We start from the raw sequence: 13,415 nt of genomic DNA, 5'->3' as shown, positions 1-13,415 counted from the left end.
TTTCTGGTGCGTACCGGGCTGAGAGGCGGTGTAAGTGAACTGTAGTTGCCATGTTTTACGGCAATGAGAGCAGAGATAGCGCTGATGTCCGGCAGTGCTTTTGCCGTTACGCACCACGCCTTCAGTAGCGGAGCAGGAAGGACATCTGATGGAAATGGAAGCCACGCAAGCACCTTAAAATCACCATCATACACTAAATCAGTAAGTTGGCAGCATTACCAGAAATTTCATGTTTTAACTCATCATTATCTATAATATTTTTATGTGCATTCTCAATATATTTAGATATTGACAACTTCAAAGGAGACTGTTCGTTAATGAAAGTTTTCTCCTGTTCTTTTTCACTTAATGCTAATTGTCCTTCTTCAGTATCCCACCATTTCTCAGCATATGCAGACACCAATAATTGGGCATATTCGGGTAAGTCACCATTAGATTTTGTTTTTAATTTTATATGATTTTCCCCAATTGCCTCAGCAAAATGCTTCAAAAGGTCTTGCCAACATGGCACACCAAGATAACGACGAGACACACCGGAGCCGACAAATAACACTGGGGATGCTTCGAACTGCTTAAAATGCTCTTCGAGTTTTTTCTTAAAATTCACACGGATACTCTCTTTAAAAGAAATCAAGCCCCTTTATACTGATTACATTAAGATATTGCGGCTTACACCACCAGTAAATTGGTCAATTTTACGTAAGAAATTTAATTATTTAGATTCAATTAATTATTAGATTAACTAATTGACTATCACTCCTGATGTAGCCGAATTGCTGTACCTTTGTTACGATGTAGGGCTCAATCAAGGGTCCACTCCCCTTTTATAAGTAATCATGACTTTAAATTTAGGCTTAGGTGGAGCATTACTGCCGATTAGGTTCAATAAAAAGGCTTACCTTAGTGAAAACTCGGCTATTTGGCACTGCTGACCAATTCCTCGTTTGAATAAGTCAGCAGCTTTCAATTTAGAGGCGAATGTGCGCTTTTAGATAACTCACTCGCCATTACCCCGATTGATCTTCGCATAGTCAAACGGCGTAATCCCCTTCTCCCGGTTCGCATCCAGAAAATCAGCCCACCACTGCAACATCAGCTTGCGCTCATCCAGATGTTCCGCTTTATGGATATACGCCGCCCTCACCGAATTGCGTTCCATATGGCTCATCTGCCTTTCCACCGCATCCTTCGACCATAACCCTGACTCAATCAATGAGCTACAGGCCATAGTGCGGAAGCCGTGGCCGCAAACCTCAACCTTGGTGTCATAGCCCATCACCCGCAATGCACTGTTCACCGTGTTTTCACTCATGGGCTTACTCGGATCGTGATCGCCAATAAAAATCAGCTCATGTTCGCCACAGAACTGTTTTATCTGCTTCAGGATCGCTAGCGCCTGCTTTGAAAGCGGCACCAGATGAGGTGTACGCATCTTTGCTCCTCGCTGAGAATGTTTCACACCGGGAATAGGTTCTCGCTCAGGCGGGATGGTCCACATTGACGTTTCAAAATCGATTTCTGACCAGCGAGCAAAACGCAGCTCACTGGATCGAATAAAAATAAGCAGGGTAAGTTCGGTTGCCCAGCGGGTTAGTGGCCTGCCGGTGTATTCATCGATTTTCTGGAGTAATTCCGGGATACGCTTTAACTCCAGCGCCGGACGACGCTGTCGATTACTGGAAGCTACCGCCCCCGCCATCTCTTGCGCCGGATTGTAATCAATTAACCCGCTTTGCACTGCATAACGCATGATGGCCGTGGTGCGCTGTTGAAGGCGGGAAGCCACTTCAAGACGTCCGGATTTCTCCACGGCTTTAATAGGAATTAACAGATCGCGGGTGCCCAGTTCAGCAATATTGTGGGAACCAATTGCCGGGAAGATATTGTCCTCCAGGCTCTTTTTTACACGATTAGCATGCTCTTCCGACCATTTTTGGTTGGTTACGAGCCACTCTCTGGCAACCTTCTCGAAAGTAATAATCTCTTTCGCCTGCTCTTCTTTCACAGCACGCTTATGTTCACGAGGATCGATACCAGCAGCTACCAGCTTTCTGGCCTCTTCCCTTTTCTTCCGCGCATCCGCCAGCGAAACATCCGGGTAAACGCCGAACGCCATCAAATGTTGTTTACCGCCAAAACGGAAACGAAATCGCCAATACTTTGAACCGCCAGGTTTTACAAGTAAGGACATGCCGTCGCCGTCAACAAGTGAATACTCTTTCTCCTCAGGTTTCGCAGAGCGAACTTTAGTATCCGTTAGGGCCATAATGGTCTTCCTTCCATTGGTATCTCGTGAGTATACAAGCAATATCGAATCGGCAAATATACTCATTAGTATACTCACAAGCCTGTTGATGTGGGTTGAGTCAGGTTGACTTCAGTTGAGGGGAAAAGCTGGAAAAGCCTTGTGTAGCGCGGATTTCAGGCATAAAAAAAGACCTCAGTTGAGGTCTATTTACATACTTTTGGTGCCGAAGGCCGGACTCGAACCGGCACGTATTTCTACGGTTGATTTTGAATCAACTGCGTCTACCGATTTCGCCACTTCGGCACTGAAGAGGTATGCGGAAAACGTTGTGGATTATACCTGTCGCACGCCACCATGCAAGCGCCAGCTTGCTCGCACCTCGCTAAGTGCTGAAATTTTCAGCATTGCACACAGCGATGTGTAACCTTTGTCACACTCCAGGCACCCCGCCCTGCCATGCTCTACACTTCCCAAACAACACCAGAGAAGGACCAAAAAATGTCGATGATAAAAAGCTATGCCGCAAAAGAAGCGGGCGGCGAACTGGAAGTTTATGAGTACGATCCCGGTGAGCTGAGGCCACAAGATGTTGAAGTGCAGGTGGATTATTGCGGGATCTGCCATTCCGATCTATCGATGATCGACAATGAATGGGGATTTTCACAATATCCGCTGGTTGCCGGGCATGAGGTGATTGGGCGCGTGGTGGCACTCGGGAGCGCCGCGCAGGATAAAGGTTTGCAGGTCGGTCAGCGTGTCGGGATTGGCTGGACGGCGCGTAGCTGTGGTCACTGCGACGCCTGTATTAGCGGTAATCAGATCAACTGCGAGCAAGGTGCGGTGCCGACGATTATGAATCGCGGTGGCTTTGCCGAGAAGTTGCGTGCGGACTGGCAATGGGTGATTCCACTGCCAGAAAATATTGATATCGAGTCCGCCGGGCCGCTGTTGTGCGGCGGTATCACGGTCTTTAAACCACTGTTGATGCACCATATCACTGCTACCAGCCGCGTTGGGGTAATTGGTATTGGCGGGCTGGGGCATATCGCTATAAAACTTCTGCACGCAATGGGATGCGAGGTGACGGCCTTTAGTTCTAATCCGGCGAAAGAGCAGGAAGTACTGGCGATGGGTGCCGATAAAGTGGTGAATAGCCGCGATCCGCAGGCACTGAAAGCCCTGTCGGGGCAGTTTGATCTCATTATCAATACTGTGAACGTCAGCCTCGACTGGCAGCCTTATTTTGAGGCGCTGACCTATGGCGGTAATTTCCATACGGTCGGTGCGGTTCTCACGCCGCTGTCTGTTCCGGCCTTTACGTTAATTGCGGGCGACCACAGCATCTCTGGTTCTGCTACCGGCACGCCTTATGAGCTGCGAAAGCTGATGCGCTTTGCCGCCCGTAGCAAGGTTGCGCCGACCACCGAACTGTTCCCGATGTCGAAAATTAACGATGCCATCAAGCATGTGCGCGACGGTAAGGCGCGTTACCGCGTGGTTCTGAAAGCCGACTTCTGATCCCTTTGCCGGGTGCCTGTCGCCCGGCACTTAAATCTCTTTGGAAGGCGTCTCGCAATCTGCTGAATTTAGCGGTGAAGAGTGCGCAGCCGTTGCCTATACTCCAGGCAGGAAACTGGAGGAAATCTCATGAGCGAACCCCTATTAATTGCCCGCACGCCGGACACAGAACTTTTTTTACTGCCGGGAATGGCTAACCGTCACGGGCTGATTACTGGCGCAACGGGGACGGGTAAAACCGTTACGCTGCAAAAACTGGCAGAGTCATTGTCGGAAATCGGCGTGCCGGTGTTTATGGCTGATGTGAAAGGCGATCTGACCGGTATCGCGCAGGCAGGAACGGCGTCGGAAAAACTGCTCACAAGGCTTAAAAATATCGGCGTCAATGACTGGCAACCGCATGCTAATCCGGTGGTGGTGTGGGATATCTTTGGCGAGAAAGGCCATCCGGTGCGGGCGACGGTTTCAGACCTGGGGCCGCTGTTGCTGGCGCGGCTGTTGAATCTCAACGATGTGCAATCTGGCGTGCTGAATATCATCTTCCGTATTGCTGACGATCAGGGATTGTTGCTGCTCGACTTTAAAGATCTGCGGGCGATTACCCAGTACATCGGCGATAACGCCAAATCTTTCCAGAATCAGTACGGTAATATCAGTAGCGCATCGGTTGGTGCCATCCAGCGCGGTTTACTGTCGCTGGAAAAGCAAGGTGCGGCGCATTTCTTTGGCGAGCCGATGCTGGATATCAAAGACTGGATGCGCACCGATACCAACGGTAAAGGCGTTATCAATATCCTCAGCGCCGAGAAGCTTTATCAGATGCCGAAACTGTACGCCGCCAGCCTGCTGTGGATGCTTTCAGAGTTGTATGAACAATTGCCGGAAGCGGGCGATCTGGAGAAACCAAAACTGGTGTTTTTCTTCGACGAGGCACATCTGCTGTTTAACGATGCACCGCAGGTACTGCTGGATAAGATTGAGCAGGTAATAAGGCTTATTCGCTCAAAAGGCGTGGGCGTCTGGTTCGTTTCGCAAAACCCGTCTGATATTCCGGATAATGTGCTCGGGCAGCTCGGTAATCGCGTTCAACACGCTTTGCGGGCTTTTACGCCCAAAGATCAGAAAGCGGTAAAAGCTGCGGCGCAAACCATGCGGGCCAATCCGGCGTTTGATACCGAAAAGGCAATCCAGGAACTGGGGACCGGCGAGGCGTTAATCTCGTTTCTCGATGCAAAAGGAAGTCCTTCTGTGGTGGAACGGGCGATGGTGATTGCGCCTTGTTCGCGGATGGGACCGGTGACGGAAGATGAGCGCAATGGCTTGATTAACCACTCCCCGGTGTATGGCAAGTACGAGGATGACGTGGACCGGGAATCCGCCTATGAGATGTTGCAAAAAGGCTTTCAGGCCAGTACCAAGCAGCAAAATAATCCTCCCGCGAAAGGGAAAGCGGTGGCGGTGGATGACGGTATTCTTGGTGGATTGAAGGATATTTTGTTTGGCACTACCGGACCACGCGGCGGGAAGAAAGATGGTGTGGTGCAAACAATGGCGAAAAGCGCCGCCCGCCAGGTGACGAATCAGATTGTACGTGGGATGTTGGGGAGTTTGCTGGGGGGAAGAAGAAGGTAAGTCAGGCGCGATTTGTCTTTGCCTGATGCGACGCTGGCGCGTCTTATCATGCCTACACCACTGCAATATATTGGATTTTCATGATTTTTCAGGCATGAACGAAGCACACTTTGCTAACAATAATAAAGGGAGCTTTCGCTCCCTTTATTCGTTCATTCGGTTACGATTTTCTCATTAACAGCCACAGGCTGATTAAGAAGAAGCTGGCGCTTGGCAACAGTGCGCCGATGATCGGCGGGATGCCATAAACCAACGTCAGCGGGCCGAAGATCTGGTCCAGTACGTAGAAGACAAAACCGAAGCTGATACCGGTGACCACACGCACGCCCATCGGTACGCTACGCAGTGGGCCAAAGATGAACGACAGCGCCATCAGCATCATCACCGCCACGGATAGCGGCTGGAAGATTTTGCTCCACATATTGAGCTGATAACGTCCGGCATCCTGACCGCTCGACTTCAGATACTTCACGTAGTTGTGCAAACCGCTGATTGAGAGTGCATCCGGGTCCAGCGCCACCACGCCTAGTTTGTCCGGCGTGAGGTTGGTTTTCCAGGTGCCGCTCACCGTCTGCGAACCGGTGATCTGTTTCGGATTGGTCAGATCAGATTCATCAACCTGCGACAGACGCCAGACTTTATGTTCCGGGTCAAACTTCGCAGTAGCGGCATAGCGTACGGATTGCAGACGACGATTCTCGTTAAAGGCATAAATACTGATGCCACCTAACTCTTCGTCACCTTTAACCCGCTCAATGTAAACGAAGTTGTTGCCATCTTTCGCCCATAAGCCTTGCTGGGTAGAGAGCAACGAGCCGCCGTACATCGCCTGCGCACGGTAGTTACGCGCCATCTGCTCGCCCTGCGGCGCGACCCATTCACCAATCGCCATCGTCAGCAAGACCAGCGGAATGGCGGTTTTCATCACCGACAGCGCAACCTGCATACGGGTGAAACCAGAAGCCTGCATCACCACCAGTTCGCTGCGCTGCGCCAGCATCCCAAGACCAAGCAACGCCCCAAGCAGAGCCGCCATCGGGAAGAATGTTTGCACATCTTTCGGCACGCTCAGCAAGGTATACATTCCTGCGCCTAACGCGTCGTAACTCCCCTGCCCGGCTTTTTTCATCTGATCGACAAATTTGATAATGCCCGACAGCGACACCAGCATGAACAGCGTCATCATGATGGTGGTGAAAATAGTTTTACCGATATAGCGGTCAAGTACGCCAAAAGGTTGCATCACACCGCTCCTTTACGCGAAAAACTGGCGCGCAGGCGGCGGACCGGCACGGTGTCCCAAAGGTTGAGAACAATCGCCAAAGCCAGATAAATCAGGTTAACGGTCCACATCCACAGCGTCGGGTCCAGCTTACCTTTACCGCCGTTCGATTTCAGGGAGGTCTGGATCAGGAAGAAAAGTAGATACAGCAGCATGGCTGGCAGCATCGATAGTACGCGTCCCTGACGCGGGTTAACCACGCTCAGCGGTACGACCATAAGTGCCATCATAAACACGGTGAATACCAACGTGATACGCCAGTTCAGTTCTGCGCGGGCACGATCGGTGTCAGTGTTCCACAATGTACGCATGTCCATCTGGTCGGTATCGTTCGGGTCGAGCGCTACCGCCTGGTGACCAATGATCGCCTGATAATCCTGGAAGTCCGTAATGCGGAAATCACGTAACAGTGCAGTGCCTTCGAAGCGCGTTCCCTGGTTGAGAGTGACGACCTGGGAGCCGTCGCGCAGCTGGGTTAAATGTCCGGAATCGGCCACCACCACAGAAGGACGTGCATTACCTTTTGGTCGAATTTGCGCGAGGAACACATCTTTGAAATCGCTGCCGTCAACGCTTTCGATGAACAGCACCGAGCTGCCATTAGTCGCTTGCTGGAATTGCCCTTGCGCCAGCGCCGCCATGCCAGGGTTCGCTTTCGCTTCTGCTAACACTTCATCCTGATGACGCGATGACCACGGTCCCGCCCACATCACGTTAACCGCCGCGACGATTGCAGTGAATACCGCAAGGATCATTGCCGCTTTCACCAGAACCGCTTTGCTCAGGCCGCAGGCATGCATTACCGTAATTTCACTTTCGGTATACAGTTTGCCCAGCGTCATCAGCAGCCCGAGGAACAGGCTTAATGGCAGGATAAGCTGCGCCATTTCCGGCACGCCCAACCCGAGAAGGGAGAGCACCAGATTCGCCGGAATATCGCCGTCAACCGCTGCGCCGAGGATCCTCACTAACTTTTGACAGAAGAAGATCAAAAGCAAGATGAAGAGTATCGCCAGCTGGCTTTTGAGCGTCTCCCGCACCAGATATCTTATGATTATCACTTTAAATACGCCCGTAAAAACTCGTCTTTTGCAGGATTTTAGCTTGTTTCATGGCTTAAACGTCATTTATTCTCTTGAGTCGTCGAAATCGTCGCTAAGATAATTATACTCAACGGATTCACCTCTCAGATTTTGTTCTGACGTGCCAATGCCGTAATAACGTTAAGATTAACACGAAGTCATCGCAACAGCGGACATGAGTTACGAAAGCTTGCAATTCTATCTGTAGCCACCGCCGTTGTCTTTAAGATTCAGGAGCGTAGTGCATGGAGTTTAGTGTAAAAAGCGGTAGCCCGGAGAAACAGCGGAGTGCCTGCATCGTCGTGGGCGTCTTCGAACCACGTCGCCTTTCTCCGATTGCAGAACAGCTCGATAAAATCAGCGATGGGTACATCAGCGCCCTGCTACGTCGGGGCGAACTGGAAGGAAAACCGGGGCAGACATTGTTGCTGCACCATGTTCCGAATGTACTTTCCGAGCGAATTCTCCTTATTGGTTGCGGCAAAGAACGTGAGCTGGATGAGCGTCAGTACAAGCAGGTTATTCAGAAAACCATTAATACGCTGAATGATACTGGCTCAATGGAAGCGGTCTGCTTTCTGACTGAACTGCACGTTAAAGGCCGTAACAACTACTGGAAAGTGCGTCAGGCTGTCGAGACGGCAAAAGAGACGCTCTACAGTTTCGATCAGCTGAAAACGAACAAGAGCGAACCGCGTCGTCCGCTGCGTAAAATGGTGTTCAACGTGCCGACCCGCCGTGAACTGACCAGCGGTGAGCGCGCGATCCTGCACGGTCTGGCGATTGCCGCCGGGATTAAAGCAGCAAAAGATCTCGGCAATATGCCGCCGAATATCTGTAACGCCGCTTACCTCGCTTCACAAGCGCGCCAGCTGGCTGACAGCTACAGCAAGAATGTCATCACCCGCGTTATCGGCGAACAGCAGATGAAAGAGCTGGGGATGCATTCCTATCTGGCGGTCGGTCAGGGTTCGCAAAACGAATCGCTGATGTCGGTGATTGAGTACAAAGGCAACGCGTCGGAAGATGCACGCCCAATCGTGCTGGTGGGTAAAGGTTTAACCTTCGACTCCGGCGGTATCTCGATCAAGCCTTCAGAAGGCATGGATGAGATGAAGTACGATATGTGCGGTGCGGCAGCGGTTTACGGCGTGATGCGGATGGTCGCGGAGCTACAACTGCCGATTAACGTTATCGGCGTGTTGGCAGGCTGCGAAAACATGCCTGGCGGACGAGCCTATCGTCCGGGCGATGTGTTAACCACCATGTCCGGTCAAACTGTTGAAGTGCTGAATACCGACGCTGAAGGCCGCCTGGTACTGTGCGACGTGTTAACTTACGTTGAGCGTTTTGAGCCGGAAGCGGTGATTGACGTGGCGACGCTGACCGGTGCCTGCGTGATCGCGCTGGGTCATCACATTACCGGTCTGATGGCGAACCATAATCCGCTGGCCCATGAACTGATTGCCGCGTCTGAACAATCCGGTGACCGCGCATGGCGCTTACCGCTGGGTGACGAGTATCAGGAACAGCTGGAGTCCAATTTTGCCGATATGGCGAACATTGGCGGTCGTCCTGGTGGGGCGATTACCGCAGGTTGCTTCCTGTCGCGCTTTACCCGTAAGTACAACTGGGCGCACCTGGATATCGCCGGAACCGCCTGGCGTTCTGGTAAAGCAAAAGGCGCCACCGGTCGTCCGGTGGCGTTGCTGGCACAGTTCCTGTTAAACCGCGCTGGGTTTAACGGCGAAGAGTAATTGCGTCAGGCAAGGCTGTTATTGCCGGATGCGGCGTGAACGCCTTATCCGACCTACACAGCACTGAACTCGTAGGCCTGATAAGACACAACAGCGTCGCATCAGGCGCTGCGGTGTATACCTGATGCGTATTTAAATCCACCACAAGAAGCCCCATATATGAAAAACGCGACGTTCTACCTTCTGGACAATGACACCACCGTCGATGGCTTAAGCGCCGTTGAGCAACTGGTGTGTGAAATTGCCGCAGAACGTTGGCGCAGCGGTAAGCGCGTGCTCATCGCCTGTGAAGATGAAAAGCAGGCTTACCGGCTGGATGAAGCCCTGTGGGCGCGTCCGGCAGAAAGCTTTGTTCCGCATAATTTAGCGGGAGAAGGACCGCGCGGCGGTGCGCCGGTGGAGATCGCCTGGCCGCAAAAACGCAGCAGCAGCCCGCGCGATATATTGATTAGTCTGCGAACAAGCTTTGCAGATTTTGCCACCGCTTTCACAGAAGTGGTAGACTTCGTTCCTTATGAAGATTCTCTGAAACAACTGGCGCGCGAACGCTATAAAGCCTACCGCGTGGCTGGTTTCAACCTGAATACGGCAACCTGGAAATAATGGAAAAGACATATAACCCACAAGATATCGAACAGCCGCTTTACGAGCACTGGGAAAAGCAGGGCTACTTTAAGCCTAATGGCGATGAAAGCCAGGAAAGTTTCTGCATCATGATCCCGCCGCCGAACGTCACCGGCAGTTTGCATATGGGTCACGCCTTCCAGCAAACCATCATGGATACCATGATCCGCTATCAGCGCATGCAGGGCAAAAACACCCTGTGGCAGGTCGGTACTGACCACGCCGGGATCGCTACCCAGATGGTCGTTGAGCGCAAGATTGCCGCAGAAGAAGGTAAAACCCGTCACGACTACGGCCGCGAAGCTTTCATCGACAAAATTTGGGAATGGAAAGCGGAATCCGGCGGCACGATTACCCGTCAGATGCGCCGTCTCGGCAACTCCGTCGACTGGGAGCGTGAACGCTTCACGATGGACGAAGGCCTGTCCAATGCGGTGAAAGAAGTTTTCGTTCGTCTGTATAAAGAAGACCTGATTTACCGTGGCAAACGCCTGGTAAACTGGGATCCGAAACTGCGCACCGCTATCTCTGACCTGGAAGTGGAAAACCGCGAATCGAAAGGTTCGATGTGGCACATCCGCTATCCGCTGGCTGACGGCGCGAAAACCGCAGACGGTAAAGATTATCTGGTGGTTGCGACTACCCGTCCGGAAACCCTGTTGGGCGATACCGGCGTGGCCGTTAACCCGGAAGATCCGCGTTACAAAGACCTGATTGGCAAATATGTCATTCTACCGCTGGTTAACCGTCGTATTCCGATCGTTGGCGACGAACACGCCGACATGGAAAAAGGCACCGGCTGCGTGAAAATCACTCCGGCGCACGACTTTAACGACTATGAAGTGGGTAAACGTCACGCGCTGCCGATGATCAACATCCTGACCTTTGACGGCGATATCCGTGAAAGCGCCCAGGTGTTCGATACCAAAGGTAACGAATCTGACGTTTATTCCAGCGAAATCCCGGCAGAGTTCCAGAAACTGGAGCGTTTTGCTGCACGTAAAGCAGTCGTTGCTGCGGTTGACGCGCTCGGCCTGCTGGAAGAAATTAAACCGCACGACCTGACCGTGCCTTACGGCGACCGTGGCGGCGTAGTTATCGAACCGATGCTCACCGACCAGTGGTACGTGCGTGCCGATGTACTGGCGAAACCGGCGGTTGAGGCGGTTGAGAACGGCGACATTCAGTTCGTACCGAAGCAGTACGAAAACATGTACTTCTCCTGGATGCGCGATATTCAGGACTGGTGTATCTCTCGTCAGCTGTGGTGGGGTCACCGTATCCCTGCATGGTACGACGAAGCAGGTAACGTTTATGTTGGCCGCAACGAAGAAGAAGTGCGCAAGGAAAATAACCTCGGTGCCGACGTTGCCCTGCGTCAGGACGAAGACGTTCTCGACACCTGGTTCTCTTCTGCGCTGTGGACCTTCTCTACCCTAGGCTGGCCGGAAAACACCGACGCACTGCGCCAGTTCCACCCAACCAGCGTGATGGTATCTGGTTTCGACATCATTTTCTTCTGGATTGCCCGCATGATCATGATGACCATGCACTTCATCAAAGATGAAAATGGCAAACCGCAGGTGCCGTTCCACACCGTTTACATGACCGGCCTGATTCGTGACGACGAAGGCCAGAAGATGTCCAAATCCAAGGGTAACGTTATTGACCCGCTGGATATGGTTGACGGTATTTCGCTGCCGGAACTGCTGGAGAAACGTACCGGCAATATGATGCAGCCGCAGCTGGCGGACAAAATCCGTAAGCGCACCGAGAAACAGTTCCCGAACGGCATTGAGCCGCACGGCACCGATGCCCTGCGCTTCACCCTGGCGGCGCTGGCTTCTACCGGTCGTGACATCAACTGGGATATGAAACGCCTGGAAGGCTACCGTAACTTCTGTAACAAGCTGTGGAACGCCAGCCGCTTTGTGCTGATGAACACGGAAGGTCAGGATTGCGGCTTCAACGGTGGTGAAATGACGCTGTCGCTGGCGGACCGCTGGATTCTGGCAGAGTTCAATCAGACCATCAAAGCGTACCGCGAAGCGCTGGACAGCTTCCGCTTCGATATCGCTGCAGGCATTCTGTATGAGTTCACCTGGAACCAGTTCTGCGACTGGTATCTGGAGCTGACTAAGCCGGTAATGAACGGTGGAACCGAAGCCGAACTGCGCGGTACTCGCCATACGCTGGTGACTGTACTGGAAGGTCTGCTGCGCCTCGCGCATCCGATCATTCCGTTCATCACCGAAACCATCTGGCAGCGTGTGAAAGTACTTTGCGGTATCACTGCCGACACCATCATGCTGCAGCCGTTCCCGCAGTACGATGCATCTCAGGTTGATGAAGCCGCACTGGCTGACACCGAGTGGCTGAAACAGGCGATCGTTGCGGTACGTAACATCCGTGCAGAAATGAACATCGCGCCGGGCAAACCGCTGGAGCTGCTGCTGCGTGGTTGCAGCGCGGATGCAGAACGTCGCGTAAATGAAAACCGTGGCTTCCTGCAAACCCTGGCGCGTCTGGAAAGCATCACCGTGCTGCCTGCCGATGACAAAGGTCCGGTTTCCGTTACGAAGATCATCGACGGCGCAGAGCTGCTGATCCCGATGGCTGGCCTCATCAACAAAGAAGATGAGCTGGCGCGTCTGGCGAAAGAAGTGGCGAAGATCGAAGGCGAAATCAGCCGTATCGAGAACAAGCTGGCGAATGAAGGCTTTGTCGCCCGCGCACCGGAAGCGATCATCGCGAAAGAGCGTGAGAAGCTGGAAGGCTATGCAGAAGCGAAAGCGAAGCTGATTGAACAGCAGGCTGTTATCGCCGCGCTGTAATCAAAACACAGTGATGAAAACGAAGGCCGAGCATGCTCCGGCCTTTTTTATCTCTTACAGAAATGGTAAAGAAGGCATAATTCCCCGTGAAATACTGGCTAAGAAGCCTTTATCTGGTTGTTCGGTAATGACTCCAACTTACTGATAGTGTTTTATGTTCAGATAATGCCCGATGACCTTGTCATGCAGCTCCACCGATTTTGAGAACGACAGTGACTTCCGTCCCAGCCTTGCCAGATGTTGTCTCAGATTCAGATTATGTCGCTCAATGCGCTGAGTGTAACGCTTGCTGATAACGTGCAGCTTTCCCTTCAGGCGTGATTCATACAGCGGCCAGCCATCCGTCATCCATACCACGACCTCAAAGGCCGACAGCAGGCTCAGAAGACGCTCCAGTGTGGCCAGAGTGCGTTCACCGAAGACGTGCGCCACAACCGT

Annotated in this window: 11 protein-coding genes, 1 tRNA gene and 2 pseudogenes; 5 read left to right on the top strand and 9 right to left on the bottom strand. The window is 52.3% G+C overall.

The window, feature by feature from the left end; genetic code table 11:
* From BGK49_RS24885 to BGK49_RS01180, 4 genes are all read right to left on the bottom strand, one after another.
* The coding region (locus BGK49_RS24885) for an IS1 family transposase (RefSeq protein ID WP_047664789.1) at positions 1–165 on the bottom strand (165 nt) is incomplete at its 3' end.
* Positions 166–193: 28 nt separating this feature from the next.
* Positions 194–607 carry an SIR2 family protein gene (locus BGK49_RS01190; protein ID WP_005009907.1) on the bottom strand — a complete coding sequence of 138 codons (414 nt, stop codon included), beginning with the start codon at positions 605–607 and terminating at the stop codon, positions 194–196.
* Between the two features lie 390 nt (positions 608–997).
* Positions 998–2,266 (bottom strand): tyrosine-type recombinase/integrase, encoded by a 1,269-nt coding sequence (locus BGK49_RS01185; RefSeq protein ID WP_005045373.1) that lies wholly within the window; start codon positions 2,264–2,266, stop codon positions 998–1,000.
* A gap of 200 nt (positions 2,267–2,466) precedes the next feature.
* Positions 2,467–2,551: transfer RNA gene (locus BGK49_RS01180), tRNA-Leu, on the bottom strand.
* A 195-nt stretch (positions 2,552–2,746) separates the two neighbouring features.
* Here BGK49_RS01180 and ahr point away from each other — a divergent pair.
* Positions 2,747–3,766: an NADPH-dependent aldehyde reductase Ahr gene (ahr, locus tag BGK49_RS01175; RefSeq protein ID WP_005028720.1), complete on the top strand. Its 1,020-nt coding sequence runs from the start codon at positions 2,747–2,749 to the stop codon at positions 3,764–3,766.
* Positions 3,767–3,895: 129 nt separating this feature from the next.
* Entirely contained in the window at positions 3,896–5,398 is a 1,503-nt protein-coding gene (locus tag BGK49_RS01170) for a helicase HerA-like C-terminal domain-containing protein (protein ID WP_004988616.1), read from the top strand.
* 160 nt (positions 5,399–5,558) lie between these two features.
* Here BGK49_RS01170 and lptG read toward each other — a convergent pair whose 3' ends face one another.
* From lptG to ytgA, 3 genes are all read right to left on the bottom strand, one after another.
* The gene (gene lptG / locus BGK49_RS01165) at positions 5,559–6,641 is read right to left on the bottom strand and encodes an LPS export ABC transporter permease LptG (RefSeq protein WP_005045411.1); all 1,083 of its coding nucleotides are present in this window, start codon (positions 6,639–6,641) and stop codon (positions 5,559–5,561) included.
* Positions 6,641–7,741, bottom strand: a complete 1,101-nt coding sequence (gene lptF / locus BGK49_RS01160) for an LPS export ABC transporter permease LptF (RefSeq protein WP_000584114.1) — start codon at positions 7,739–7,741, stop codon at positions 6,641–6,643. The genes lptG and lptF overlap by 1 nt, the downstream gene beginning before the upstream one ends.
* 62 nt (positions 7,742–7,803) lie before the next feature.
* The gene (ytgA, locus tag BGK49_RS30790) at positions 7,804–7,854 is read right to left on the bottom strand and encodes a protein YtgA (protein ID WP_211180521.1); all 51 of its coding nucleotides are present in this window, start codon (positions 7,852–7,854) and stop codon (positions 7,804–7,806) included.
* Between the two features lie 153 nt (positions 7,855–8,007).
* Between ytgA and pepA the strand changes: the two genes are divergently transcribed.
* From pepA to valS, 3 genes are all read left to right on the top strand, one after another.
* Positions 8,008–9,519, top strand: coding sequence for a leucyl aminopeptidase (pepA, locus tag BGK49_RS01155; protein ID WP_000397139.1), 1,512 nt, complete (start codon positions 8,008–8,010; stop codon positions 9,517–9,519).
* 159 nt (positions 9,520–9,678) lie between these two features.
* Positions 9,679–10,122 carry a DNA polymerase III subunit chi gene (holC, locus tag BGK49_RS01150; protein ID WP_000786399.1) on the top strand — a complete coding sequence of 148 codons (444 nt, stop codon included), beginning with the start codon at positions 9,679–9,681 and terminating at the stop codon, positions 10,120–10,122.
* Complete coding sequence (gene valS, locus BGK49_RS01145) at positions 10,122–12,977, top strand: valine--tRNA ligase (RefSeq protein WP_000416406.1); 2,856 nt, start codon at positions 10,122–10,124, stop codon at positions 12,975–12,977. Before holC ends, valS begins: the two co-directional genes overlap by 1 nt.
* A gap of 54 nt (positions 12,978–13,031) precedes the next feature.
* On the opposite strand, the pseudogene BGK49_RS30785 reads toward valS, so the two are convergent.
* A pseudogene (locus BGK49_RS30785) lies at positions 13,032–13,100 on the bottom strand (hypothetical protein); the annotation flags it as partial.
* 15 nt (positions 13,101–13,115) lie between these two features.
* Positions 13,116–13,415 (bottom strand): annotated as a pseudogene (locus tag BGK49_RS01140) (IS1-like element IS1X2 family transposase); the annotation flags it as partial.

The sequence above is a fragment of the Shigella sp. FC1544 genome, assembly GCF_001722145.1.
Taxonomy (GTDB): Bacteria; Pseudomonadota; Gammaproteobacteria; order Enterobacterales; family Enterobacteriaceae; genus Escherichia; species Escherichia coli.
The sequence above is the reverse complement of the archived record's forward strand: the minus strand, read 5'-3'. Positions and strand labels throughout refer to the sequence as shown.

Excerpts from the sequence above, each read along its gene's own strand:
- ahr (WP_005028720.1), top strand. The coding sequence starts at position 2,747 with ATGTCGATGATAAAAAGCTATGCCGCAAAAGAAGCGGGCGGCGAACTG.
- pepA (WP_000397139.1), top strand. The coding sequence starts at position 8,008 with ATGGAGTTTAGTGTAAAAAGCGGTAGCCCGGAGAAACAGCGGAGTGCC.
- lptG (WP_005045411.1), bottom strand. The coding sequence starts at position 6,641 with ATGCAACCTTTTGGCGTACTTGACCGCTATATCGGTAAAACTATTTTC.
- BGK49_RS01185 (WP_005045373.1), bottom strand. The coding sequence starts at position 2,266 with ATGGCCCTAACGGATACTAAAGTTCGCTCTGCGAAACCTGAGGAGAAA.
- BGK49_RS01170 (WP_004988616.1), top strand. The coding sequence starts at position 3,896 with ATGAGCGAACCCCTATTAATTGCCCGCACGCCGGACACAGAACTTTTT.
- holC (WP_000786399.1), top strand. The coding sequence starts at position 9,679 with ATGAAAAACGCGACGTTCTACCTTCTGGACAATGACACCACCGTCGAT.
- valS (WP_000416406.1), top strand. The coding sequence starts at position 10,122 with ATGGAAAAGACATATAACCCACAAGATATCGAACAGCCGCTTTACGAG.